Genomic DNA, 24,889 nt, shown 5'->3' on the forward strand with positions numbered 1-24,889 from the left:
CGCAGCCGCGGTGTTTGCTAGCCTGTGGCAGGTTCCCTCCCTGGACATGCTGGGCCCGAGGTTCTGGGCCGAGGATGCGATCATGGTCCTCGACGCCGTCTGCTGTACCCCGGCGGCGATATTCGCGCCGAGTTTCAACGCGATGATCGGACTCGTGCTAGCCGCGGATTACCCGGAACGGGTGCGCAGCCTGGTGATCGTCAACGGTGCCGCGCGGGTGCAGCGTAGTCCGCCATCAACTCGAGCGATTCGGCGGGCGCGAAATAAACACGGCCGGAGACGGATTCGTGGCGATGTTCACCAGTCCGACTGCTGCAGTTGTGTGCGCGGACGCGATCGTCGTTGCGGTACGCGTGCTCGGGATCGAAGTGCGGACGGGTATCCACGTGGGTGAGGTTGAGGTACGCGGCGACGACGTGGCCGGATTGGCCGTGCCCATCTGCGCGCGCGTGGCGGCGCATGCGGGACTCAGCCAGGTGCTGGTGTCGTCGACGGCACGCGATATCGTTGCCGGCTCGCGGCGCAGGTTCGCCGACCGGGGTGAGCATGAACTCAAAGGCGTGCCCGGTCGGTGGCAGCTGTGCACTCTGGTGCGCGACGAAGCGGCGATCGGGCGGTAGGGGCCGTGGTGCGTTGCTCCTTTGCCCCACATCCGGCACGGCATCGGTTCGGGGAACCTCAGCCATCGGTGGGTTGGCGGGCCGCAGAAACCTTATGACATGGACCCGATAGTCTGTCGAAATTCAGCAGCTTTGTTCTTTGAAGAGGAGACGACCTAACATGGCTGATAAATGGTTCTCCGACATCGGTGCGCCAGGAGAGTTGACCCTTGCGGACGTGTGCGGCCAAATCGAGCAGAAAATGCACACCAATGCAGACAACTACAAATTGCCCCAGGAGTTCCCAGACTGGCAGTCGTGCGTGGAGGATCGGGACGCCACCATTTACAAGTTGAGCGCGGCTGTCGTCAACCTTTGCCAGATGGTGGAGTACTTGGCATCGGAGCATCAGCACGGCAGCGCCAGCCAAGCCGCTACGTGACGTGAAGGACGTCGGCGCCAGCGTGGCTCACAGGTTCAGGAATCGACCATCTGCCCGACGGGCGTTGTGGTGTGGACTGCCCCGACCGGGCAGCGTATAGCACACGTCTGGGCAGTCGGCTGCTGTTTCCCCCGTGCCTGCCCATTGGCGAATTACCAACTGCCCCAACGGGGCACCCACGCTCACGCGACCGCGGGCTGATGATGCCCCTGCGCCGGGCGAACACGGGAACAAGACGCGCGCGTCGCATCGACGCCGAACGCGCCCTCAATACCGACCACACCGCCGAACGCAACCAACCACCGCCCTTATAAGCACACCGCCGTGCAGCCAGCGCCTTGTCGGCGTCGGCTTACTCGTGCGAGAGAATGTGGCGATGATCGAGTTAGAGGTTCTGCAAGCCGACGTGACCGAGCTTGAGGTCGACGCGATTACCAACGCGGCCAACACGCAACTCAAACACGGCGGCGGGGTCGCGGCCGCGATTGCGCGCGCGGGCGGGCCCGAGATCCAGCGTGAGTCGAACGAAAAAGCCCCGATCGGCCTGGGCGATGCGGTAGAGACCACGGCCGGCGACATGCCAGCGCGCTATGTGATCCATGCCGCCACCATGGAGCTGGGCGGCCCCACGTCAGGGGAGATCATTTCCCGCGCTACCCGCTCCACGTTGGCAAAGGCCGAGGAACTCGGCTGCCGGTCGCTCGCCCTGGTGGCATTCGGCACAGGCGTCGGCCACTTCCCGATCGACGAGGCGGCGCGGTTGATGGTCGAAGCGGTGCGGCAACACCAGCCGCGCTCGCTTCAGCGGGTCATATTCGCTGTTCGCGGCGACGACGCAGAACGCGCCTTTCGGGCCGCCGCTGAGGCCTACTGGGCGGATAGGTGACGTTCCACCGATTCAACCTTGCGAGTCATCATGTCGGTGGCACCCGGCCGCACATCCGCCTTGATCACCGCGCTGACCCGCGGCGCACGAGCCGCCACGGTCTCCACCGCCCGCTGCACTACGGCCATTACCTCAGTCCACGTTTCGCCCTCGATCTCGGTGAACATCGCATCAGTCTTGTTGGGTAATCCGGAGTCTCGAATCACCCGCACCGCTTCGGCGACGATCTCCCCCACGCTCTCGCCGACTCCCATGGGCGTGACGGAGAATGCGACCAGCACCGACACCTTCTTACCTCCCTCGGGCGCAAGCGTTAGCACGAGCGTACCGAGCGGTTGGCCAAGTCGACGGGGACGATGGCAGCATCGCGGCCATGCGGGTTCTCGTGCAACGGGTCTCATCGGCGAGTGTGCTAGTCGATGGGCAGGTGGTCGGAGCGATCCGGCCCGATAAACAAGGGCTGCTGGCATTCGTCGGGGTCACCCATAGTGACGATATCGATACGACGCAGCGGCTCGCCGAAAAGCTTTGGCGTTTACGTATTCTCGACGATGAGCAATCCGCGGCCGACGTCAACGCCCCAATCTTGGTGGTCAGCCAATTCACGCTGTATGCCGATACCGCGAAGGGTCGACGACCCTCGTGGAATGCTGCGGCGCCGCGGCCCGTGGCCGAGCCGCTGGTCAACGCGTTCGCCGGTGCGCTACAGCGTCTGGGCGCCCACGTGGAAACCGGCGTTTTCGGTGCGCATATGCAGGTTGAATTGGTCAATGACGGTCCTGTGACCGTGTTGCTGGAGCTGTGAGCGACGGAGTACGGCCGCCAATTGGCTTGACGTGCGAAATGCGCACCGGGGGTGGGGGATCGCCAGGGCTGACCGGTACGTTGCCCTTAGCGGAAGGAGGCCCGATGCTGCGCGACATTCGGGAACTCACCGGCGAGCCCGAGGCCTACGCCGCCGAACTTCGTCGCCGGTGGGGCGGGCTGTTGAGCTACCGCTACATCGGCCGCCGCTATGCGTCGATGGACCTTGGCCCGGTCGACGACACCGTCACGCTGCGCCGCGACCTGCGCAACGCCACAGGCGGCGTGCTGCTCGCCGTGATTGGAATCGCCTCACCGGAAGGTGGCGGCATGTCCGATCTGGAAGCCGTGCCCAATCCGGTTGTTCACTCCTGCCAAATCCTTGACCCGGGACGCGATGTCCGTCGCATCGAGGTCGTGTCGGAGGTCCTGAAACGCGGCCGCCGGATGGGGTTTAGCCGCTCGCGGATCGTCGATGCGGACCGGCGCGGACGCGTGTTGGCGCTCACCGCAGGTCAGGGCATCAGTACCGGCACGCCGCCCGAGGGACTTCAGCGGATGGCCGTCGAGCCCATCGAGGTGGTCGACTCCCCGGACCTGCCGCCGATTTGGCAGGTCTTCGGCGCACACCGGCGCCCGGACGGCCACTGGGCCCTGCCCGAGCTCGCCGCGGATGTAGCGTCACCCGACGCGGCGCTGCATCTGGGACCGCAGTTCGTAGTGCTGGAGACCGCGGCGGTGGAATCGGCGGCTGGGGTCGCGGGCACCGATCGACTCCAAGGCGTTTCGTCCCACGTGATGTTCGTGGCGCGCGGCAAAGTCGGACCGTTCCGGGTTGAAGCTGAAGCTATGGCCGGTGCCGAGGCCGGGGTGGCGGTCCGCGCGGTGATCCACGACGAGGGGGCCGACGACCGCCTGATCACCGCGGGTTCCTATCTGTTCCGGACGGTGGAGGGATGACCGCACCTAATGAGAAGAAATGGACCCGGTCCGACAACGACCAGTGGGACATCCTGAGCAGCGTGGGCTATACCGCGTTACTGGTGGCCGGATGGCGCGCTGTACACGCCCTGAGCGCAGAGCCGCTGGCACGCGACGACTATGCCCAGCATTTCATCTCAGCCTCGGCGGATCCCTACTTGACCGGTCTGCTGGCCAACCCGGCGACCTCCGAGGATGCGACGGCATTCCCGCGGCTGTATGGCGTGCAGACCCGGTTTTTCGACGACTTTTTCCTCTCCGCCGCCGGCCACGGCATACGGCAGGCGGTGATCGTCGCGGCCGGCCTTGATTCGCGCGCCTATCGGCTTGCCTGGCCCGAGGGCACGACGGTGTTCGAAGTCGACCAGCCGAAAGTACTCGAGTTCAAGGAGCGCGTCTTGGGCGAGCAGGGTGCCAAGCCCAGCGCGCGGCGGATCAGCGTCGCAGCCGATCTGCGTGACGACTGGTCAATCCCGTTGCAGGTAGCGGGCTTTGATCCGCGGCGACCAAGTGCGTGGTCGGTGGAGGGAGTGCTGCCGTACTTGACCGCAGCGGCACAGGACGCGCTCTTTGCCCGCATCCATCAGCTGTCTGCCACGGGTAGCAGGGTCGCGGTCGGCGCCCTTGGGTCGCGTCTGGACCAAGCGCAGCTCTCCGCCCTGGAAACGACCCACCCCGGGGTCAACATGTCCGGTGAGGTTGACTTTTCGGCATTGACGTATGACGACGGCAAAACCGATCCGGCACAGTGGTTGGCCGACCATGGCTGGGTCGTCGGCCCTGTCCGCACGAACCCTGAGCTGCAATCTTCCTATGGCCGCACGCCGGCGCAGATCGACATGCGTATCGATCGCATCATGTGCTCCCAATACGTCACGGCGACACGGTAATCCGATGAGCACGGCACCGTCGCATGCGATCGGGTCGGGTAAACGGAGGGACGATGCAGTTCTGGTCTGGCACAGCGTTTATCAGCGCGACGGAGGCGGTTGCCGTTGCGCGAATGTTCGACACGGCCGGGTACGACGGCGTCGTCTGCGCCGACCATTTGATCTACCCACGGCACCTGTCCTCGCCGTACCCGTCACCGACCGGCCGCCCGATGTGGTCGCCAGATACGGCTTGGCCTGACTCGTGGGTGCTCATCGGCGCGATGGCAGCGGTGACGAGCCGACTGCGGTTCTCCAACGCCGTCTACGTCGCACCTGCCCGGCCGCTGTTGGAGGTGGCCAAGCAGGTAGCCACCGCATCGGTCATCGCCCAGGGCCGGGTTTCACTGGCCGTCGGAGCGGGTTGGATGCGCGAGGAATTCGACCTGATGGGTCAAGACTTCGCCAACCGCGGTCAGCGGCTGGACGAAATGATCCCAGCCCTGCGTGCGTTGTGGCGGGGAGGCTGGGTGTCGTGGAGCGGTCGCTATTACCACGTGCCGGAGTTGATGCTCGAACCCCATCCGACACAGCCGGTACCGATTCTTTGCGGCGGCGAATCCGATGCGGCGCTGCGCCGTGCCGCGCGGTTGTGCGACGGGTGGGTCGGCACCGCATACGCCTGGAACGAGGCCGTGCATTTCGTGCAGAAGCTGAGCGCCTTTCGGCGCAGCTACGGACGCCACGACGAGCCGTTCGAGATCATGCTCGCGTTGCGCGAGACACCGTCGCCGGATCTGTACAAGCGGGCGGAGGATCTTGGCATTACGGCGGTGATGTGTTCGCCGTGGACGGGATTGGATGAACTACTTGCCGGTGGTTCGTCGACGGAGCCTGCCGAGCGGTTCCGGCCGGCGATCGAGCGGTTCGCCGAAACCGTCATCGCGAAATGCCGGTGAACCGCAAACGGGTTTACGTCTTGTGCGGAACGTCGGCGACCAGGCCCCCATCCACGACGAACTCAGCGCCGGTGGCATAGGCCGATTCGTCGCTGGCCAGGAACAGGACGAACGTCGACACCTCGATCGAGGTGGCGGGGCGCCCGAGTGGAATCGTGACCAGGTCGTCGGGAATGTGCTTGGTCATCGGGGTGCGGATGAACCCCGGATGAATGGAGTTGACCCGGATCTTGTGCGAAGCCAACTCCAGCGCTGCCGACTTGGACAGGCCCCGAACCGCCCACTTGGAGGCCACATACGGGTGCACCATCGGAGCACCGCGCAGGCCTTCGATGGATGAGACGTTGATGATCGAACCGCCGCCCGCGGCGATCATCGGATCGACGGCCGCCCGCATACCGAGAAAGGTGCCGGTCAGGTTGACGTCGATGACCTTCTGCCACTTGGCGAGATCGAACTTCTTGAGCTGTCCCAGCGCCACGATGCCGGCGTTGTTGACCAGAACATCGAGTTTGCCGAAGTCCTGCACGGCCGTGGTAACCGCCGCGTCCCACTGGTCGGGTTGGGTAACGTCGAGGTGCACATAACGCGCGGCCTCCCCCAGCTCATCGGCCAGCGCCTTGCCTTCGTCGTCGAGGATGTCGCCGATCACCACCTTCGCGCCCTCGCTCACCAGCAGCCGGGCATGCGAGGCGCCCATCCCCCGGGCGGCGCCGCTGATCAGTGCAACTTTTCCGTCCACGCGTCCCATGAGCGGTCAGGCTACCTCAGCCCACTAGAACCTGTTCCAACCTGGCCGGTGATCAGTGGCAGGTCCAGGGTGGTCCGGATTCCCGGCGGCGCGGCGACGACCGCGGGAATGGCATTCACGATCCGTCCGGCCGCGGCCACGATCGCAGCATGGTTGTGGTCGCCCTTGCGACTGGTCGGGCAGATATCGACGGTGTAGGACGGCTCGCCGGTGATTTCCACCCGGTACGAGCCGCCGGGCTGGGCGGGCTGCGGCCAGTCGGGCCGCAGGTCTTCGCGCAACCGGGTGACGTGCTCGATGACTATCGCCGGGTGGCCGTTGACGACGCCGCAAATCTGGAAGCGCATCGCCGCCACGCTGCCTTTCGGCACGTGCCCTGCCGCGATGTCGAATGCGTCCGGGGCTGGTTCGCGCTCAACGGTTTCGGTGATGTCGTCGAGTTCGACACCCAACCCGGCGGCCAGCTGCCGGATGGATGTGCCCCAAGCGATGCTCAGCACGCCGGGCTGCAGCAGGATCGGGATGTTATCAAGCGGTTTGCCGAAGCCCATGACCTCGAACATGACCGTCGCTCCGTCGTAGGTGGCGTAGTCGGCGATCTCCATGCAGCGCAGCTGCTCGATGCTCTGGCACGTGCCGGCCAACGTGAACGGGATCAGGTCGTTGGCGAACCCGGGATCGACTCCGGTGATGAAGATGCTCGAATTACCTTGCTGCGCAGCATCTTCCACTTGTTTGATGTACTTGTCGGGCATCAGCTGCCACGGGTATTGCAGCACCACCGGCGCCGAGCCGACGACATTGACACCGGCGGCCAGGATGTGCCGGCAATCCTTGATCGCCTCGGGTGTTCGGTTGTCCCCCATCGCGCAATAGACCGCGCAGTCGGGCCGGGTCGCCAGCAAGGCCTCCAGGTCGTCGGTGGCGGTGACTCCGGCCGGGGTGTCGAGTCCGGCAAGCTCAGCCGCGTCTTTGCCCACTTTGGTCGGCGAGGACACCCAAACCCCGGTGAGGTCGAACCGCGGGTCGGTGAGGAGTTGGGTCAGTGCCAAGCGACCGACATTGCCGGTGCCGATGTGAGCGACGCGGATGGCCATGGCTAGGCAGCCTAGACGCTCGACGAGCGGGTCTCGGGTCAGGCAGCGGTGGTCACGTGCGCGGCAGAGTCGCCGATCCTGGCTGGGTTGCCGCCAATCATGGTGCGCAGCAACGCTTTTTGCTCGCGATAGCCGCGGGCAGCCGCGCGGTCCAGTCCCCCGGGCAAGGCGAGCGCGGCGATGCTGCGGGCGGTGTTGACCGGGATCCGGAGCACCGGATACCACGGCGGCACGTAGGTCGGCAGGCCCAGCGTGCGCATGGCGCGTGGACCCAGGAAGCCGCTGGTCACCGACAGGTGCTGGGCCCGTGCGATGCGGCGGCGCAGGCCCCGCATGCTGCGGTAGTGCCAGAGCAGCGGGTCGTCGGCCATCGGCATCGCCAGCTGTTTCGTCGACTCGTCCGGGTTCGAAAGGGCGGTGAGCGTGTGGTAGAGCACGCGGATACCGTCACGGAAGCTGCGGGGCAGCCACTGGTCTTGCACGCCGATCAGCCAGCCGACGTAGCGGGTCAGGTGTGCAATCGCCTCGAGTTCGGCGCGGCTGAGCAGGATTCCCATGCCGATCGCACCTGCGGGGGGAGCGATCAGCGCGCCGACCAGTGTGGCGGCCATGTCGGTCTGGTTGACCGGGACACCCCATTCGTCGGCACGCCAGTCCGGCATCGCGGCGACGTGCCGTCGCACCAGCGCGTGGATCAGTCGCACCCGGATCGTGGACCGGTAGCCGACCGCGTGGGGCGCCAGGCCGCCTTCGGAGATGACGTCCATCGCCCACTGCATGGTCTCGGCGAAACGCTGGTTGGACCCCTTCTCCAGCGCGCCGGTGCGCAGCAGGGTCTTGTTGAAACCCGAGAACTGGTAGCCGCCCAGAAGCGCCACGTCGCGTGCGATGTACATGCCGTCGGCGCCACCCCTGCGCAGCGCCCGCTGTCCCCGGCGCAGCTTGTCGCCATCAACCCAGTCCGGGGTCGCTTCAACGCGAACAAAGAACTCGCGCAACGGGTCCGGCGCCTCAGGCACGTTGGCGATGCCCTCGGCGAGTGCCCGGTCGAACAACGGCCGGGTGTGCTCCATTCCCGCAGAAGCCATCCACTCGACCAGACGGTCCATCGGCTCGTCGCCGACGGTCAGTTGCTCGCCGAGCCTGCGCCACTGCTTCGGGGTGGGCTTGTCTATGCCCAACACCATCGCGGCCAGCTGGATGCCGGCCGGGACCGGGCGGGGTTGGTCGGGATGACGAGCAGGAATCGGCAGGCTCATCGCCGGTCTCCTCCGCGCGACAATTGGATAACAACCGTAGTCCGAATCTAGGCTGCGGGTATGGTGCTGTCAATGAGACGCGCAGAGGTGGTGCGCGACTACGGCGGCGTCAGCGCAGCAGACCGCCGGGCCGAACGCCGGCGCAAGCTGCTGGCCGCCGGGCGGCGCATCTGGGGCGAATGCGGAATCACCGAGGTGACCGTTCGCGGTGTCTGCAAGGCGGCGGGACTGATCCCGCGCTATTTCTACGAGCATTTCCCGAACCGGGATGCGCTGTTGTTCGCGGTCGCCGACGACGTTCGCGACGAATTGCTCGACGCGCTGGTCGCCGCCGGGATAGGCAACCCCGGCACGCTCGCGGACAAACTTCGCTCGGCGCTCACCGCGTTTCTCGACATCATCGCCGCCGACCCCCATATCCATCGGATCACCACGAGCGACCTCACCAGCGTTCCGGGGCTGACCGAACACCGTACGCACGTGCTCGACATGCTTACCGAATTGGTTATCCACTACGCCCCCGAGGTCCTGGGCGACGACACCCCCGATCCCGCAGAGTTGCGCCGCGGCGCGCTGTTCATGGTCGGTGGCGTCAACCAGATCATCGAGGCCTGGCTGAAGGAGCCGCGGGAAACCACCAGTGAACTGGCCGCCGCCTGCGCCGACCTGTGCGTCGCCGTCGTACGCGGTGTCGTCAAGTCTTACGAACGGCTGGCGCCGTGACTTGCGTTCGCCCTGCCCGCTGGCCACGCGACCGGGCCGGGTACTAAACTAGAACACGTTTCAATTCGCTTAGCGCCCCGGTAAGGAAAGGCATGCACACTCCAATCTGCGACGAGTTCGGCATCGAGTTTCCGATCTTCGCGTTCACCCACTGCCGCGACGTCGTCGTCGCGGTGGGCAAGGCCGGCGGTTTCGGTGTGCTCGGGGCGGTCGGGTTCACGCCGGAACAGCTCGAGATCGAGCTGCACTGGATCGACGAGCACATCGGTGAGCGCCCCTACGGCGTGGACATCGTCATCCCGAACAAGTACGAGGGCATGGACGCGCACATGTCCGCCGACGAGCTCAAAAAGACACTGCAGGCGATGGTGCCCAAGGAGCACCTGGACTTCGCCCGAAAGATCCTGACCGACCATGGCGTGCCCGTCGACGACCTCGACGACAGTGCGCTGCAGCTACTCGGCTGGACCGAGGCGACGGCCACACCGCAGGTGGAGGTGGCCCTGCGGCACCCCAAGGTGGCGCTGATCGCCAACGCGCTGGGCACCCCACCGGCGGACATGATCAAGCACATTCACGACTCCGGACGCAAGGTGGCCGCGCTGTGCGGCTCGCCTTCGCAAGCCCGCAAGCACGCCGACGCCGACGTGGACATCATCATCGCCCAGGGCGGCGAAGGCGGCGGGCACTGCGGCGAGATCGGCTCGATCGTGCTGTGGCCGCAGGTCGTCAAGGAGGTCGCGCCGCGGCCGGTGCTGGCGGCCGGCGGCATTGGCAGCGGCTACCAGATCGCAGCCGCGCTGGCCATGGGGGCGCAGGGGGCGTGGACCGGGTCGCAGTGGCTGATGGTCGAGGAAGCCGAGAACACTCCCGTCCAGCAAGCGACCTACGCCAAGGCGACCAGCCGCGACACCGTCCGCAGTCGCTCGTTTACCGGCAAGCCGTGCCGCATGTTGCGCAACGACTGGACCGACGCCTGGCAGCAGCCCGGCAATCCCGAACCGCTTGGCATGCCGTTGCAGTACATGGTCTCCGGCATGGCGGTCGCCGCCACCCACAAGTACCCGGACCAGACCGTCGACGTCGCGTTCAACCCGATCGGGCAGGTGGTCGGCCAACTGACCAAGGTGGAGAAGACCTCGGCGGTCATCGAGCGCTGGGTCCAGGAATACCTGGAGGCGACGAACAGGCTCAATGAGCTCAACGAGGCCGCGACGGTCTAAACGGCTTCCACCCGCGCCGGCACGTGCTTGTGCCACGGTGTTCCGGCGAAGGCGTCGCGCCATCCCAGTGAAGTCAGGTCGTTGGGTGCCACACCGACTCGGCCGTGATCGGGGTGGTCGACGCCCAGCCCGTTGGGCAGCGAGACGTGGCCGGGCTGCATCATGTCGGTGATCTCCACGACCGCTTGTGCCGTGCCGGCGGCCGTAATGACCCGAGCCGGTGCGCCGTCGGCGAGCCCGAGGCGGTCGGCGTCCTGTGGACTCATGCGCAGCGCTCCGGCGGCGTCGCGGCGGCGCCAGGTGGGATCGCGGTAGATGGTGTTCGCGGTGAACGCGCGGCGTTCCCCCGCCGACAGGACCATCGGGAATTCCTCGCTGCCCCATCCTGGTTCGTCGGTGCGCAGTTGCCGCAGCTGCTCGACGAGCTCGGGAATGTCGACGGTGAACCGGCGGTCCGGGCGCTTGACGTAGGTCCACACGTCGTCCCAGCTATCCGCGGTGAACGTGACGCCCCAGGGCGTGTTGACGATCGCATCGAACAACGCGTTGCCGTCGACGTGGCCGGCGCGGCGGACAGCGTCGGGATAGGCCATGGCGCACAGCTGCGCCAGGCCCCATACTGCGGCAGTGCCGCGGCGGTATTCAGGCATTGTGGCGCCAAGGGTTTCGTATAGAAGGTAGGGCGCCAGGCCCATTAGCGCGCGATCAGCGCTTGCCGCAGCGAAGAATGCGGTGGTGAATTCTCGGCGGTCGGTTCGCGCCGCCGCGGTGAGGTCGGCGATCAGTTGGGGATCCACACCCCCGAGCGCGCGCAGTAGCCGTGCGTAGATTTCCGGCTCGGGCAGTGTGCCCGGCAACGGGTCGAGCACCGGTGGGCGTAATTGCACTGTGTTGCAGGGAAATTCGGTATTGAAGAATGTCATCTCCCACTTCTCGAATTGGCTGGCGGCCGGCAACACATAGTCGGCGTGGCGGGCGGTTTCGGTGAACGCCACGTCCACGACAACCACCAGGTCCAGCGCTGCCAGCGCGCGGCGGAAGCTGTCTGAGTCGGTCAGCGAGTGCGCGGGGTTGGCGCTGTCGATCCACATCGCGCGGAAGCGGTCGGGGTGATCGGTGAGGATCTCCTCGGCGATGGAATTGCAGGGCACCAGCCCGGAGATGATCCGCGCGCCGGTGACCGGGGTGCGCCGCACCCGGGCGCCGCCACTGCCGCCCGCGGACGCGCCGGCGATCGCGGCGAATGTGGAGTGCACAAACATCGCGCCGGGCTTGCCGAAGTTGCCGGTCAGAATCCACAGCAGCTTGTCCAGATACGACACCAGCGTGCTGTGCGGCCCTTGCTGCACGCCCAGGTCCTCATACACTGCGGCGCTTTCGGCGGACGCGATCCGGCGTGCCGCGGCCCGGATCAACTCGAGCGGTACGCCGCACCGCTGTGCGTAGGTGTCGATCGGCACCTCGGCAAGCGCCGCCCGCGCCGGCTCGGTTCCGGTGGTGTGATCGGCGAGGAAGGTATGGTCGACGAGGTCTTCTTGGACGATGACGGCGAGCATCGCGGCCAGGCACCACGCGTCGGTGCCTGGCCGCACCTGCAGGTGGATGTCGGCCATCGCGGCGGTTTCGCTGCGCCGCGGGTCGAGCACGATCATGGTGCGAGCCGGGTCTTTGGCGATCTCGCGTAGGGTGGGCCGAGCCCGCGGGAAGCTGTGCGACTGCCACGGATTCTTGCCGACGAATACCACGACTTCGGCGTGTTCGAAGTCGCCTTTGGTGTGGCCGCCGTAGAGCTTGCCGTCTACCCACATCTCGCCGGTTTTCTCTTGCGCCAACGCATTCGAGAAATACCGGACACCCAGCGCCGCTTGCAGCGCGCGGTTGTAGATGCCGCCGAGGTGATTGCCCTGGCCGCCTCCCCCGTAGAAAAAGATCTTGTCGCCGCCATAGGTGTCGCGCACCTGCGTGAGGCGGGCGGCGATCTCCTGGATGGCGGTCGCCCAGTCGACTTGTTCGTACGCGCCGTCCGCGCGTCGTCGAAGCGGAGTAGTCAGCCGGTGCCTGCCGTTCTGGTAGTGGTCAAGCCGCAGCGGTTTTTCACAGGTGTAGCCGGCCGAGGATGGATGCCGCTTGTCACCGCGGATGCGCGCGAGCCGTCGACCGTCAAGTTGAATCTCGATGCCGCAGTTGCATTCACACAAGATGCATGCGGACGGGTGCCATTGCTGGGGTGTTGTTTGGTCGGGTGCACCCATCGCCGGTCCTCCATCCACGCAAAACTAGCCGTATTGCTATGGACTATGTCATAGTATTGGGCAAAGGGCAATCCCGGGAGGGAAACAGTGGGCCGCAAGCCAGGTCAGACTCGCCAACGCATGGTGGGCGCCGCCGTGGAATTGCTGCGTGAGCGCGGCGCATCAGCGGTCACCGTCGACGCGGTGTTGGCCCGCAGCGGCGCCCCGCGCGGTTCGGTGTACCACCACTTCCCCGGCGGGCGAAATGAATTAGTCCTCGCCGCGGTCCGGCATGCCGCCGACTACGTCACGTCCCGCATCGACGCCACGGTCGAATCCGGTGACCCGGTGCAGGCGCTCGACGGCTTCGTCCGGTTCTGGAAAAAGACGCTCCGCGACACCGACTACCTGGCCGGCTGCCCCATCGTCGCCGTCGCGATCGACGCCTATCAGGATCCGCCGGAAGCCGCCGCGCTGGCCCGTGAAGTCTTCGGGCGGTGGCAGACCAAGCTTGCCGGTCTGCTCGTCAATCGCGGCTTCGGCACGGCCCGCGCCACACGAGTTGCCACCTTGATGGTGGCAGCTGTCGAGGGGGCGGTCATCCTGTGCCGCGCCCGCCGCGACCACACCCCGCTCGACGACGTTCGGAACGAGCTCAAGCCCCTGCTTGAGGGCGCCGGGGGCTAGCTACTCGCGGTCGGTGGCGTATTGACCGGTGAAGACCTGTTTCGCTTTGTCGACGGCGTAGGTGGCGATGCCCAATGAGCTCTTGATGATGCCCTCGGTGCCGCCCGCGACGTCGCCTCTGACGATGTCGCCAGCGAATTGCACCATGTCCGAGGCCTTTTCGACGGCGTTGGCCGCGATGTCCTGCACTGCGCCGAACACGTCGCTAGCATTGAACTGCATCGAGAGACTCCTCCTCGTCGCCGGTCCGCTTGGGTCCACTGTAGGCCGGGGGCGGTCGGACCTAAGCGCGTGGTCAGTCCCTGATGCTGGTGTCCGAGGGGAACCCTCCGCCGACGATGGGGAAGCCACCGCCGGTCAGCGACCCGACCACCCAGCCCTGGGCCTGGGTGCACGTCAGCGGAAGCCCGTCGGGGGTCTGTGCCGCCGAGCCCCGTGGATCGGCGTAGCTGGCACAGGGTTCACCCGGCTGGTGCACGCCGTAGAGCGGATAGGACAGCACCCAATAGCCTGACTGCGCGGCCGGGAATTGGTGGGTGATGAAATGGCACGCCTCAGCCTGACCGTCCGGGCCCCGGCCGAAAATGAATCGCTCATAGTTGTCGCACGGCGCGCCCAGCGACGCGTCGTAATTCATTCCGGGTACGTCTCCGTCGTAATGCGGATCAGCCCCGGCGGCCGGTGCCGCGACAAAAGCCGCACCAGCGGCCGCTGCGGCGATGACGAGTTTGCGAATCATGCTCCACCTTGACGTCCGTGTCACCGGCTCGAGGGACTGCGCCGGTGGCGTGCACCAGAGCATAACCAGCGCCGAGTCCCCGCAAGATTGTTTTGCTGCGGTGGGCCGTCGGCGATGCTGAGAACACGTTTCAATCCTGCCGTCGCGATCCAGCAAGAACGCCTGCCATCTCACCGGCAGCGATGCTTTACTGACCTAGAACGCGTCGCACCCAACTCGCATCTATAGGAGTGCATCGATGCCGGCTCCGAACCTTCCTCCCGGGTTTGACTTCACCGATCCCGACATCTACGCCGAGCGGCTCCCGGTCGAAGAGCTGGCCGAGATGCGTCGCGTGGCGCCGATCTGGTGGAACGAACAGCCACTGGGCGCCGGAGGCTTCGACGACGGCGGCTTCTGGGTGGTGACCAAGCACAAAGACGTCAAGGAGATCTCGCTGCGTAGCGACGTCTTCTCCAGCCTGAAAAAGACCGCGTTGCCGCGCTACAAGGACGGCACGGTCGGCGAGCAGGTCGAACGCGGCAAGTTCGTCCTGCTCAACATGGACGCGCCCCAGCACACCCGGTTGCGCAAGATCATCTCGCGAGCCTTTACCCCGCGGGCGGTGGAGCGCCTGCGCGACGATCTGAACGAGCGTGCCCAGCGGATCGTCAAGGCGGCAGCAGCGGAAGGCTCCGGCGACTTCGTCGAGCAGGTCTCCTGCGAGTTGCCGCTGCAAGCCATCGCCGGGCTGATGGGTGTGCCGCAGGAGGACCGCAAGAAGCTGTTCCACTGGTCGAATCAGATGGTCGGCGACATGGATCCCGAATTCGCCGACAACGACGCCATCACGGCCTCGGCCGAACTGATCATGTACGGGATGCAGATGGCGGCCGAGAAGGCCAAGAACCCCGGCGATGACTTGGTCACCACCTTGATCCAGGCCGACGTCGACGGCCACAAGCTTTCCGAGGACGAGTTCGGGTTTTTCGTCATCCTGCTGGCCGTCGCCGGTAACGAGACCACCCGCAACTCGATCACCCAGGGCATGATGGCGTTCACCGAGTTCCCGGATCAGTGGGAGCTGTTCAAAAGGGAGCGTCCCGCTACCGCGGCTGACGAGATCGTGCGGTGGGCGACCCCCGTCACGTCGTTTCAGCGCACCGCGCTGGAGGACTACGAACTCTCGGGTGTGCAGATCAAGAAGGGCCAGCGGGTGGTCATGTTCTACCGCTCGGCCAACTTCGATGAGGACGTGTTCGACGACCCGTTCACCTTCAACATTTTGCGAGACCCCAACCCGCACCTCGGTTTTGGCGGCACCGGCGCACACTACTGCATCGGCGCCAACCTGGCCCGGATGACCATCGATCTGATGTTCAACGCGATCGCCGACCACATGCCGGACCTGAAACCGATTTCCCAGCCGGAGCGGCTGCGGTCGGGATGGTTGAACGGCATCAAGCACTGGCACGTCGACTACACCGGTGGCTCCGGGGCGAAATGCCCGGTGGCGCACTAGGTGCGGGTAGATGCCCACTCATCGAGCTGTCCAGATACGTTCTCCCGGTGGGTCGTTGGAGCTGGTTGATGTCGACACGATTTCACCCGGTCCCAGCGAGGTGCGACTCGACGTGGCAGCATGCGGGATCTGTGGCACCGACCGCGCTTTCGTACATGACGGCTTCCCGGACATCACCTGGCCGCTGACCCCCGGGCATGAGATCGCGGGCACGATCGCCGAAGTCGGTGCGGACGTGGATGACTTCGTGGTCGGCGACCGGGTTGCAGTGGGGTGGTTCGGGGGTAACTGCGGCCATTGCATCCCATGCCGCAAAGGCATCTTCATCCATTGCGAAAACCTCAAGGTGCCCAGCTGGCAATATCCGGGTGGCTACGCGGAATCGGTGACCGTGCCGGCCAGTGCGCTGGCCCGAATCCCGCCGGAGCTGTCCTTCGCCGAAGCCGCCCCGATGGGCTGCGCCGGAGTTACCACCTACAACGCGTTGCGCCACACAAAGGCGGTGGCGGGTGACCGGGTCGCCGTTCTCGGCGTCGGCGGTCTGGGACACCTCGGGGTGCAGTTCAGCCGGGCGATGGGCTTCGAGACGGTCGCGATCGCCCGCGGCGCCGGCAAAACTGACGACGCGCGCCGGCTCGGTGCCCACCACTACATCGACTCCACGAAAAACGATGTGGCCGAGGCATTGCGGGCCCTCGGCGGTGTAGCCGTTGTGCTTGCCACGGCTGGGAACTCAGCGGCGATGGCCGCAACGGTGGGTGGGCTGCTTCCCCGCGGTGAACTCGTCGCCATCGGCGTCACGACCGAACCTCTGCCGATCAGCCCGTTGCAGCTGATCAATCCCGGCGTCAGCATCACCGGCCACCCCTCCGGCACGGCGCGCGATGTCGAAGAAACCATGAGCTTCGCTGTGTTGTCGGGGGTGCGGGCCTGGATTGAGGAACGGCCACTTTCAGAAGCTGGCGACGCGTACGCGGCCGTGGAGCAGGGACGGCCCCGCTACCGCGTCGTGCTCACGATGTGAGCACCGAATACAGTCGGTGCGTGCCCGACGCATGGACGCTGGACGCATCCGATGGCGAGCTGTTGGTCCGCACCGGTGTCACCGGGAGAGCCGCGAAAATGGGTCACCGTCTTACCATCGCAATGAAACGGTGGACGGCAACGGTGCAGTGGGCCGGTGACGAACCGGTCAACGCGCAACTAGTGTCCCGCGCCAGAAATTCGTTTCATTAGTCGTTGGATGGACTGGAGGATCTGTTCGGCGGTCTTGGTCCACACGAATGGTTTGGGGTTGTCGTTCCAGGCGGCGACCCAGGCACGGATGTCTTTTTCGAGTGCTTGGACGCTGCGGTGGTCGCCGCGTTCAAGGAGTTGGCGGGTCAGCTCGGCGAACCAGCGCTCAACTTGGTTGATCCAGCTGGAATAGGTTGGGTGTAGTGCATGTGGAAGCGAGGGTGGCGCTCGAGCCAGCTTTGCACGGTGGGCGCTTTGTGAGTGCCGTAGTTGTCGCAGACCAGGTGGACGTCGAGGTGGTCGGGGACCTGGGCGTCGATCCTGGCCAGGAACTTGCGGAACTCGATGGCGCGGTGGCGCCGGTGCAGCGCGGTGATCACGGTGCCGTCGGCGATGTCGAAGGCGGCGAACAGGCTGGTGGTGCCCGAGCGCACGTAGTCGTGGGTGCGTTTCTCGGGCATGCCGGGCATCATCGGGAACGCCGGCTGGCTGCGCGCCAGCGCCTGGACCTGGCTCTTTTCGTCCACGCACAGCACCACCGCGGCCTCGGGCGGGTCAAGATAGAGCCCGACGATGTCATAGACCTTCTCCACAAACAGCGGATCATTGGACAGTTTGAAGTGCTCGGCCCGATGTGGTTGCAGCTCAAATGCTTTCCAGATCCGCCCGATCGTGGACTTCGACAGCCCGCAGCGTTGGGCCATCGAGGCCCGCGACCAGTGCGTGGCGTTGGCCGGAGTGGACTCCAAGGTGGCCACCACCACGTTCTCGACCTGCTCGGCGCTCACCGACGCCGGCCGGCCCGGCCGGGGTCATCGACCAGCCCGTCTAGCCGTGCCTCGACGAACCGGCTCCGCCACTTGCCCACGGTCGGCTGCGATACCCGCTCGCGCGCCGCGACCTGCTTGTTGGTCAAGCCCTCGGCGCAACCGAGCACGATCCGTGACCGCAACGCCAGCGCATGGGCGGATTTGCGCCGCCGCGCCCACCGGGTCAGCGTCTCGTGTTCTTCATCGGTCAACACCAATTCCGCTTTCGGTCGCCCCTGTGATGCCACATGCGAATCATCCCACGCACCAATGCGTTTCGCCGTGGAACACCGCCGATCCGCACCGATTACATTTATGTAACGAATTTCTGGCGCGAGACACTAGTAGTCGACGTGAATTCATTCCAAGTACTGCGCGGTGACGGTGGTGTGAAGGGGTTGTCCGGGCCGGAGAAGGCGTTGGTGCGATCGAATGCGCTGCGGTCGCTGGATGCTGACCGCTTTCCCGAGATCCGCTTTGCCGCCGACGCTATCGATAGAACCGAGGACGGATACCGGCTTACCGGAACCCTGCATATCCACGGAAAGGCACAACACCGCGAAATTAAACTCTGCACAGACGATCTCGGTGACTCGTGGCGATTGTCCAGTCAGACCACCGTTCGCCAATCGGATTTCGGCATCAAGCCGTTCTCGCTGCTGATGGGCTCGGTCAAGGTAGCCGACGAGGTGAGCGTATCGTTCACCGCGCAGCGGTCAAAGGTCTAGGAGGCAACGTGCGAATCGGAGTTGTCTTTCCCCAGACCGAGATTGGCTCCGATCCCGGTGCGATCCGCGCCTACGCCGAACAGGTCGAAGGCCTGGGGTTCAGCCACCTGCTCGCATATGACCATGTTGTCGGCGCGGATCCGAAAATCCACGTCGGCTGGAACGGGCCCTACGACTTGCACAGCACCTTCCATGAGCCGCTGGTGACGTTCGGCTACCTTGCCGCGATCACCACCTCATTGGAGTTGGTCACCGGCATCGTGATCCTGCCGCAGCGGCAGACGGTCTTGCTGGCCAAGCAGGCTGCCGAAGTCGACTTGCTCAGCCGCGGGCGGCTCCGCCTGGGGGTGGGATTGGGCTGGAACGCCGTCGAGTACGAGGCTCTTGGCGAGGACTTCTCGACCCGAGGCCGACGCTGCGAGGAACAGGTGGACCTGATGCGTCGGCTATGGACCGAAGAGACCGTCACCTACCGGGGCAGATGGCATCGCGTCACCGGGGCGGGATTAGCGCCGTTGCCGCTGCAGCGGCCAATTCCGGTGTGGTTCGGGGCATCCTCGCCGCGCGCGTGCCGCCGCGCGGGCCGGCTCGCCGATGGTTGGTTCCCCATGGTCGGACCCGGGCCGCAGCTCGACAAGGCACTGGGGCTGCTGCGTCAGGCCGCCATCGAGGCGGGCCGGGACCCGTTGGCCATCGCGATGGAAGGCCGAGTCTCCTGGCGGGGCAGCCCCGAAAAACTAGTCGACGACGTGCGCCGCTGGATCGCCGCTGGCGCAACCCATGTGTCGATCAACACCATGGACGCGGGCTTGAGCTCAGTCGACGATCATCTCGCCGCGCTGGCCATCGCCGCAGACGCTACGAAGACACGGTTGACATAAGCGACGCCGCGGGCCCTTGGTGGCCACAAACGCTGGATTCCACGAGTCGAAGACGACACAATCAGAGGGCTCATCGATTCGGGCAGAAGCGCATCCTAAGGAGTCGCCGATCATGCCGACTGAAACCACCGATTATCCCGTCCGCGTTCGAGGTGACCTTGACCCCGCGCTGTCACGCTGGCAGTGGCTGGTCAAATGGATTCTTGCCATCCCCCACTACATTGTGCTGATCTTGCTGCATATCGCTGCCGTGGTCGTCGTTGTGATCGCATTCTTCGCAATCCTGATAACCGGAAGATACCCGCGAGCGTTGTTCGATTTCAGTGTCGGTGTAATGCGGTGGCGGTGGCGTGTCGCGTTCTATGCCCTCACGGCGCTGGGCACCGACAAATACCCTCCGTTCAGCCTGCGGCTGAAGCCGGATTACCCCGCCGACTTGGAGATCGACTACCCGGAGCGGCTGAGCCGAGGATTGGTATTGGTCAAATGGTGGCTGTTGGCCTTGCCGCAGTACGTAATACTGCTTGCGTTTTTCACGCCCGGCTGGCGCTTCGTGAGGGTCGAGCCGAACGAATGGATGGGCTACCTGCTGCCCTCCCTGGCCTCGATCCTGCTGCTGTTCGCTGTGGTGGCGCTGCTGTTTACCGGGCGGTACCCGACGGGTCTGTACGATTTCATACTCGGTATCAACCGCTGGGCTATCCGAGTGCGCACATACAGCGGGTTGTTGCGCGACGAGTATCCGCCGTTCCGCCTGGATTTAGGGCCGCGTGAACTACAGCACGCGGGAGTACCGAAAAGCACCTGAGCCACTTAATTATTCGCCCCGAGCGACGATCCGGGTGCTGAAGGTGTTGCGTCGCGGCCGCGAACCAATTTGATAACAAGGCGCCGACATCACGGTACGTACCCGGAGCGGCGTGGGATTTATCAGCTACCATTTGGCAATCGCAGGTTCGTCGGGGGCTCGCCGTTGGGTTGCCATCTGCGATAGCACGGCGTTGTTGATGGGACGTCGCAGGTGGCACCTCCGTGGTCGGCAGATTTTCCGCGAAGACAATCGCCGCAAGTTACTGAAGTCCCTCGCCATTGCGTGCGGTCTGATACAACAGCGGAAGCGTGTCAAGAAATGTGCACGAGGGGCTGCCGTGAGCAGGTTTAGCGAAACCATGTACGGCAACGCTCTAAGCAGCCGTAACGGGATGACAACCGGTGAGCCCTACGCCCCGGTGCGGCACAGCTGGCACCAAGTGCACCAGCGCGCCCGCCGTGTGGCCGGCGGCCTGGCTTCGGCGGCGTCGGTCATGGCGACGCTGTCGCGGTGCTCGCAGGTGCGCCCGTCGAAATCGCACCGACCGCGCAAGGCCTTTGGATGCGGGGCGCAAGCCTGACCATGCTGCATCAACCGACGCCGCGGACCGACCTGCGATTGTGGGCGATCGAGACCGCGTCGGTCGTCGGAGTAATCGAGGCGCGGGCGGTCATCGTTGCCGATCCATTCATGGCCGCGGCTCCACTGCTCACCGACCTCGGGATCCAGGTACTCACCGTTGACCAACTGCTCGCTGCGGACCCGATCGATCCAGTGGACACCGGCGAGGACGACGTGGCGCTGCTGCAGCTGACGTCGGGTTCCACCGGCTCGCCCAAGGCCGTCCGGATCACGCATCGCAACGTGGTGTCCAATGCCGAGGCGATGTTCGCCGGTGCCAATTATGACCTTGCCACCGACGTAATTGTGAGCTGGCTACCGCTTTTTCACGACATGGGGATGGCCGGATTTCTGGCGGTGCCAATGTATTTCGGTGCGGAGCTGGTCAAGATCACCCCGATGGATTTTCTTCGCGACACGCTGCTGTGGGCCAGGCTGATCGACAAATACAAAGGCACGATGACCGCCGCGCCGAACTTTGCTTACTCGCTGTTCGCCAAGCGGCTGCGCAAACAGGCGAAGCCGGGTGAATTCGATCTGTCGAGCCTGCGGTGGGCGTTGTCGGGCGCCGAGCAAGTCGAACCCGCCGATGTTGAAGACCTCTGCGCGGTCGGTGCTCCGTTCGGGCTGAGGCCCGAGGCCATCGTGCCCGCATACGGCATGGCGGAAACGACAGTCGCGGTGTCGTTTTCAGAATGCGGCACCGGGCTGGTCGTCGACGAGGTCGACGCCGACCTGCTCGCGGTGCTTCGCCACGCCGTTCCGGCAAAGAAAGGCAAGACCCGTCGGCTGGCCTGCCTGGGTCCTGCACTGCGGGGCATGGAGGTTCGCATCGTGGACGAGGACGCCAATGTGGTGCCCAGTCGCGGTATCGGTGTGATTCAGGTGCGTGGCGAGTCGGTGACGTCCGGCTACGTCACGGTGGGCGGGTTCATTCCGGCGCAGGATGAGCACGGCTGGTATGACACCGGCGACTTGGGTTATCTGACCGAGAACGGGCACATCGTGGTGTGCGGTCGGGTCAAGGATGTCATCATCATGGCCGGCCGCAATATCTATCCGACCGACATCGAGCGGGCGGCGGGCCGCGTTGACGGGGTTCGACCGGGCTGCGCGGCGGCGGTTCGGCTGCATGCGGGACACCGGCGGGAGAGCTTCGCGGTGGTGGTCGAGTCCAACGCCTGGGAGAACCCGACCGAGGTGCGACGGATGGAGCACGGGGTTGCCCACGAGGTGTTCGCGGAGGTCGATGTTCGACCGCGAAAGGTGGTCGTGGTGGCTCCCGGCACCATCCCCAAGACGCCATCGGGCAAACTGCGCCGCACGCATGCGCTCTCGCTGATCGCCTGACCGACGCTCGGCGTTCTACGGCGGTGGCGTCGTCCCGTTCGCCGGCGGCGGTGGAACCTGGGCCGGGGCGGCGTCTTCCGGCGCCGGGTCACGGTGGCCGTGTATGTGCTCGAGCACTCTAGTCAAGAGCGGATGGGGATTCGGGGGCGGAGGGGGTGGTTCCGGCGGCGGCGCGACCGGCGGGACGGGTTGTTGCGGTGCATCTGCCGAAGGGCTGGCCGGCGCCGGTTCGGGAAGGCTTTGCGGCTCGGCGGTGCGCGGTGCGACCGCCGGCTGCGGCGAGGGCTGTGCGACCGCCGCAGTTGGTGGTGCCTGCACGACAGGCGTCACCATCGGGGTGGGTGGTGGAGCCGGCGCTTGGGCGACATGCGGCCTGGGCGTGCTGTGGGCCACCCGGCTGACCGGTCGTGGTTTGTTGTCGGGTATCACCTGCAAACCGACTGCCAGGGACACCGATCCCACGAAGGTAAACGCACCGGCAACCAAAGCGCTCATCGCCCCGGCATACGACAGCGATCGAGAACGCGGCCGCTGGCGCGGATCGCCGGGAAGGGACGCGCTCACCTGTGCGGCGGTGAACTCGGTGCTCTGGGCCGCTGCCAGTGCAGCACCCCGCGCACGAGCCAAGTGCGCTGCATTTTGAGTGAAAACCGGTACGGGCAAAGCATTTTCGAGTTGCCACGAGATCAAGTCCAACTCGGAATCCGAACCGACGACGACTACCCCACCCGGGCGCCACCTGCTGCCATCGAACATGGCGGTGAGCCAACGAGTTAGCGCATCGCCGCCGCCTCGCAGTTGTTTGACGGCTGTGCGGCTGCTCGCGGCCGAGCCGTCGACCATCACGACCGTGGTCGAATCGCCTTCGATGACACAGACCGCGGTCTTGTCGTAGCCGATGACGGGTACCAGTCCTCGCGCCAAGGTTTCCGCAGCTTGCACCGACCTCACTGGCACGACGTTGTCGAACCCGGCGCCGGTCAACGACTCCAAGAGCAGCGCAGCCTCGGCCGTGGCATCGTCGCTCCAGCTAACGCCGATGACGTGCAGCCGCCGATCCAGTGTGGCCGCCAGTTCCTGCGCCCGAAACACCGCGGCTGACACCTGTTCTGCGGTATCGATAGCGCGCATCCCGCCGCCGGTGTGCACCGCGAAATCGTCGTGCTCAAGGATGGCGCCATCTGCGTCGCGACCGTCGACCAAGACCCACCCGACGATGGTCGGCGTCATCGACAGCCCAAGTACCGTGTCCAAGTTCGCACCTCAATCGTGCCCGGGCCTAGCCTGCCGCCGCCGCGCGCCGCGGTTCCCGGCGCAAGAAACGGTGGTTCGCGACGACCGGAACGGACCGGGACACTGTGGTCTTCGTCCGCCTACCCCGGGTGAGCCTACGCGGGCGACAACACTGTAGCGGATCGGGTGTCGGAAGCCGAGCCGCCGCGGCGCGCCTGTCGGGGTAACGGCGTTGAAAAGACCCACCATGTATTTAGAGGTGCTTTGCAGTTATCGCGTCGGCCAATATGTTGCCGATACAGAATCGAGATGTTTTCGCGTCCTGATCGACATAACGGCTACCCGCAAGGTAAGTTTTGCCGAAGGTCACGAGGGCGGACGACAAGGGGCACAGGTATGACAGGCGTGAGCGAGAAGGTGCACTGCTGGATTCGGCGGTTCATCGTCGCCGCGGTCGCGGCCGCGGTGCTGCCGGGTCTGGTTGGCCTATTCGGCGGTTCATCCCCCGCACGGGCGTTCTCCCGGCCGGGCCTGCCCGTCGAATACCTGCAGGTCCCCTCGGCCGCGATGGGGCGCAGCATCAAGGTCCAGTTCCAAAGCGGCGGACCCAACTCGCCTGCGGTGTACGCACTCGACGGCCTGCGGGCCCAGGACGACTACAACGGCTGGGACATCAACACGCCCGCGTTCGAGTGGTACTACCAGTCCGGCCTGTCGCTGGTCATGCCTGTGGGTGGTCAGTCGAGCTTCTACAGCGACTGGTACAACCCGGCCTGCGGCAAGGCCGGCTGCACGACCTACAAGTGGGAAACCTTCCTGACCAGCGAGCTGCCGGGATACCTGGCCTCCCAAAAGAGCGTCAAGCCCACCGGCAGCGCCGCGGTCGGCATCTCGATGGCAGGCTCGGCGGCCTTGATCCTTGCCGTCTACCACCCGCAACAGTTCGTCTACGCAGGCTCGCTCTCGGCGTTGATGGATCCTTCGCAGGGGATGGGGCCTTCGCTGATCAACTTGGCGATGGGCGACGCCGGCGGTTACAAGGCCGCGGACATGTGGGGCCCGAGGGAAGACCCGGCCTGGCAGCGCAACGACCCGTCACTGCACATTCCGGAACTAGTCGCCAACAACACCCGTATCTGGGTCTATTGCGGCAACGGCACCCCGTCGGAGCTGGGTGGCGCCAACCTGCCCGCCGAGTTTCTCGAGGGCTTCGTGCGCACCAGCAACCTGAAGTTCCAAGACGCCTATAACGCTGCCGGCGGCCACAACGCTGTCTTCAACTTCCCCGACAACGGCACCCACAGTTGGGAGTACTGGGGCGCGCAGCTAAACGCCATGAAGCCCGACCTGCAGCGCTCGTTGGGTGCCGGGCCAGCAGCTAGCTGACGACCTGCGGTTCGACACCGGCGTCGACGACTTGTCGGCGCGCCTGAGCGCAGTCCGCGGTGGAAGAGCCCAATTTCGTTGCC

At 65.4% G+C, this 24,889-nt stretch carries 22 protein-coding genes and 5 pseudogenes; 18 read left to right on the forward strand and 9 right to left on the reverse strand.

From position 1 onward, the window contains the following. Positions 1 to 28: 28 nt before the first annotated feature. The 3 genes and pseudogenes from MYXE_RS11920 to MYXE_RS11930 form a co-directional block, all read left to right on the forward strand. Positions 29 to 620 (forward strand): annotated as a pseudogene (locus tag MYXE_RS11920) (adenylate/guanylate cyclase domain-containing protein); the annotation flags it as partial. 160 nt (positions 621 to 780) lie between these two features. Further along, positions 781 to 1,041, forward strand: a complete 261-nt coding sequence (locus MYXE_RS11925; protein WP_003921910.1) for a hypothetical protein — start codon at positions 781 to 783, stop codon at positions 1,039 to 1,041. Positions 1,042 to 1,417: 376 nt separating this feature from the next. Next, on the forward strand, positions 1,418 to 1,927 hold the full coding sequence (locus tag MYXE_RS11930; RefSeq protein WP_039890769.1) for a macro domain-containing protein: 510 nt from the start codon (positions 1,418 to 1,420) through the stop codon (positions 1,925 to 1,927). On the opposite strand, the gene MYXE_RS11935 is transcribed toward MYXE_RS11930, so the two are convergent. Then, positions 1,909 to 2,214, reverse strand: a complete 306-nt coding sequence (locus tag MYXE_RS11935) for an MTH1187 family thiamine-binding protein (protein ID WP_085197575.1) — start codon at positions 2,212 to 2,214, stop codon at positions 1,909 to 1,911. The genes MYXE_RS11930 and MYXE_RS11935 overlap by 19 nt on opposite strands. An 86-nt stretch (positions 2,215 to 2,300) precedes the next feature. Here MYXE_RS11935 and dtd point away from each other — a divergent pair, with 86 nt between their 5' ends. The 4 genes from dtd (at position 2,301) to MYXE_RS11955 (ending at position 5,540) form a co-directional block, all read left to right on the forward strand. Next, on the forward strand, positions 2,301 to 2,732 hold the full coding sequence (dtd, locus tag MYXE_RS11940; protein ID WP_003921907.1) for a D-aminoacyl-tRNA deacylase: 432 nt from the start codon (positions 2,301 to 2,303) through the stop codon (positions 2,730 to 2,732). A 104-nt stretch (positions 2,733 to 2,836) separates the two neighbouring features. Then, entirely contained in the window at positions 2,837 to 3,691 is an 855-nt protein-coding gene (locus MYXE_RS11945; RefSeq protein WP_085197577.1) for a hypothetical protein, read from the forward strand. After that, positions 3,688 to 4,602 (forward strand): class I SAM-dependent methyltransferase, encoded by a 915-nt coding sequence (locus tag MYXE_RS11950; RefSeq protein WP_085197580.1) that lies wholly within the window; start codon positions 3,688 to 3,690, stop codon positions 4,600 to 4,602. Before MYXE_RS11945 ends, MYXE_RS11950 begins: the two co-directional genes overlap by 4 nt. A gap of 53 nt (positions 4,603 to 4,655) precedes the next feature. Further along, entirely contained in the window at positions 4,656 to 5,540 is an 885-nt protein-coding gene (locus MYXE_RS11955) for a TIGR03619 family F420-dependent LLM class oxidoreductase (RefSeq protein WP_085197582.1), read from the forward strand. Positions 5,541 to 5,553: 13 nt separating this feature from the next. Here MYXE_RS11955 and MYXE_RS11960 read toward each other — a convergent pair whose 3' ends face one another. From MYXE_RS11960 to MYXE_RS11970, 3 genes are read right to left on the reverse strand one after another with little or no spacing between them, the layout of a single operon-like run. Further along, positions 5,554 to 6,291 carry a glucose 1-dehydrogenase gene (locus MYXE_RS11960; protein ID WP_085197584.1) on the reverse strand — a complete coding sequence of 246 codons (738 nt, stop codon included), beginning with the start codon at positions 6,289 to 6,291 and terminating at the stop codon, positions 5,554 to 5,556. 11 nt (positions 6,292 to 6,302) lie between these two features. Continuing rightward, on the reverse strand, positions 6,303 to 7,388 hold the full coding sequence (locus MYXE_RS11965) for an NAD(P)H-dependent amine dehydrogenase family protein (protein ID WP_085197586.1): 1,086 nt from the start codon (positions 7,386 to 7,388) through the stop codon (positions 6,303 to 6,305). A 38-nt stretch (positions 7,389 to 7,426) separates the two neighbouring features. After that, complete coding sequence (locus tag MYXE_RS11970; RefSeq protein ID WP_003921901.1) at positions 7,427 to 8,647, reverse strand: oxygenase MpaB family protein; 1,221 nt, start codon at positions 8,645 to 8,647, stop codon at positions 7,427 to 7,429. A 72-nt stretch (positions 8,648 to 8,719) separates the two neighbouring features. Here MYXE_RS11970 and MYXE_RS11975 point away from each other — a divergent pair, with 72 nt between their 5' ends. Together MYXE_RS11975 and MYXE_RS11980 are read left to right on the forward strand one after the other, a co-directional pair. Next, positions 8,720 to 9,370 carry a TetR/AcrR family transcriptional regulator gene (locus MYXE_RS11975; protein ID WP_232061601.1) on the forward strand — a complete coding sequence of 217 codons (651 nt, stop codon included), beginning with the start codon at positions 8,720 to 8,722 and terminating at the stop codon, positions 9,368 to 9,370. A gap of 92 nt (positions 9,371 to 9,462) precedes the next feature. After that, positions 9,463 to 10,593 (forward strand): nitronate monooxygenase, encoded by a 1,131-nt coding sequence (locus MYXE_RS11980; protein WP_003921899.1) that lies wholly within the window; start codon positions 9,463 to 9,465, stop codon positions 10,591 to 10,593. On the opposite strand, the gene MYXE_RS11985 is transcribed toward MYXE_RS11980, so the two are convergent. Then, positions 10,590 to 12,845: a molybdopterin-dependent oxidoreductase gene (locus MYXE_RS11985; RefSeq protein WP_085197590.1), complete on the reverse strand. Its 2,256-nt coding sequence runs from the start codon at positions 12,843 to 12,845 to the stop codon at positions 10,590 to 10,592. The genes MYXE_RS11980 and MYXE_RS11985 overlap by 4 nt on opposite strands. Positions 12,846 to 12,965: 120 nt before the next feature. Here MYXE_RS11985 and MYXE_RS11990 point away from each other — a divergent pair, with 120 nt between their 5' ends. Beyond that, positions 12,966 to 13,511: a TetR/AcrR family transcriptional regulator gene (locus tag MYXE_RS11990; RefSeq protein WP_085197592.1), complete on the forward strand. Its 546-nt coding sequence runs from the start codon at positions 12,966 to 12,968 to the stop codon at positions 13,509 to 13,511. On the opposite strand, the gene MYXE_RS11995 is transcribed toward MYXE_RS11990, so the two are convergent. Together MYXE_RS11995 and MYXE_RS12000 are read right to left on the reverse strand one after the other, a co-directional pair. Then, the gene (locus MYXE_RS11995; protein ID WP_003921896.1) at positions 13,512 to 13,733 is read right to left on the reverse strand and encodes an Rv1893 family protein; all 222 of its coding nucleotides are present in this window, start codon (positions 13,731 to 13,733) and stop codon (positions 13,512 to 13,514) included. It lies immediately after the preceding gene. A gap of 73 nt (positions 13,734 to 13,806) precedes the next feature. Next, positions 13,807 to 14,250 carry a hypothetical protein gene (locus MYXE_RS12000; protein ID WP_003921895.1) on the reverse strand — a complete coding sequence of 148 codons (444 nt, stop codon included), beginning with the start codon at positions 14,248 to 14,250 and terminating at the stop codon, positions 13,807 to 13,809. A 238-nt stretch (positions 14,251 to 14,488) separates the two neighbouring features. On the opposite strand from MYXE_RS12000, the gene MYXE_RS12005 reads away from it, so the two are divergent. The 3 genes and pseudogenes from MYXE_RS12005 to MYXE_RS12015 all read left to right on the forward strand — a co-directional run. Continuing rightward, positions 14,489 to 15,751: a cytochrome P450 gene (locus tag MYXE_RS12005; protein ID WP_085197594.1), complete on the forward strand. Its 1,263-nt coding sequence runs from the start codon at positions 14,489 to 14,491 to the stop codon at positions 15,749 to 15,751. Positions 15,752 to 15,761: 10 nt separating this feature from the next. After that, a complete protein-coding gene (locus MYXE_RS12010; protein WP_085197596.1) occupies positions 15,762 to 16,775 on the forward strand; it encodes an alcohol dehydrogenase catalytic domain-containing protein in 1,014 nt (337 codons plus the stop codon). Positions 16,776 to 16,795: 20 nt separating this feature from the next. Next, positions 16,796 to 16,960: pseudogene (locus tag MYXE_RS12015) on the forward strand (YceI family protein); the annotation flags it as partial. Here MYXE_RS12015 and MYXE_RS12020 read toward each other — a convergent pair. Next, positions 16,955 to 18,044 (reverse strand): annotated as a pseudogene (locus MYXE_RS12020) (IS630 family transposase). The pseudogenes MYXE_RS12015 and MYXE_RS12020 sit on opposite strands and share 6 nt — an antisense overlap. A 93-nt stretch (positions 18,045 to 18,137) precedes the next feature. Between MYXE_RS12020 and MYXE_RS12025 the strand changes: the two are divergent. From MYXE_RS12025 to MYXE_RS12040, 4 genes and pseudogenes are all read left to right on the forward strand, one after another. Continuing rightward, a pseudogene (locus tag MYXE_RS12025) lies at positions 18,138 to 18,524 on the forward strand (YceI family protein); the annotation flags it as partial. 8 nt (positions 18,525 to 18,532) lie between these two features. Continuing rightward, entirely contained in the window at positions 18,533 to 19,405 is an 873-nt protein-coding gene (locus tag MYXE_RS12030) for an LLM class F420-dependent oxidoreductase (protein WP_003921891.1), read from the forward strand. A 112-nt stretch (positions 19,406 to 19,517) separates the two neighbouring features. Further along, positions 19,518 to 20,213, forward strand: coding sequence for a DUF4389 domain-containing protein (locus MYXE_RS12035; RefSeq protein WP_003921890.1), 696 nt, complete (start codon positions 19,518 to 19,520; stop codon positions 20,211 to 20,213). A 340-nt stretch (positions 20,214 to 20,553) separates the two neighbouring features. After that, a pseudogene (locus MYXE_RS12040) lies at positions 20,554 to 22,187 on the forward strand (fatty acyl-AMP ligase). A 15-nt stretch (positions 22,188 to 22,202) separates the two neighbouring features. Here MYXE_RS12040 and MYXE_RS12045 read toward each other — a convergent pair. Next, a complete protein-coding gene (locus tag MYXE_RS12045; RefSeq protein ID WP_085193385.1) occupies positions 22,203 to 23,441 on the reverse strand; it encodes a DUF7159 family protein in 1,239 nt (412 codons plus the stop codon). 375 nt (positions 23,442 to 23,816) lie between these two features. Here MYXE_RS12045 and ag85B point away from each other — a divergent pair, with 375 nt between their 5' ends. Continuing rightward, a complete protein-coding gene (ag85B, locus tag MYXE_RS12050) occupies positions 23,817 to 24,806 on the forward strand; it encodes a diacylglycerol acyltransferase/mycolyltransferase Ag85B (protein WP_085193383.1) in 990 nt (329 codons plus the stop codon). Positions 24,807 to 24,889: the final 83 nt, after the last annotated feature.

It is taken from the genome of Mycobacterium xenopi (assembly GCF_009936235.1).
Lineage (GTDB): Bacteria > Actinomycetota > Actinomycetes > Mycobacteriales > Mycobacteriaceae > Mycobacterium > Mycobacterium xenopi.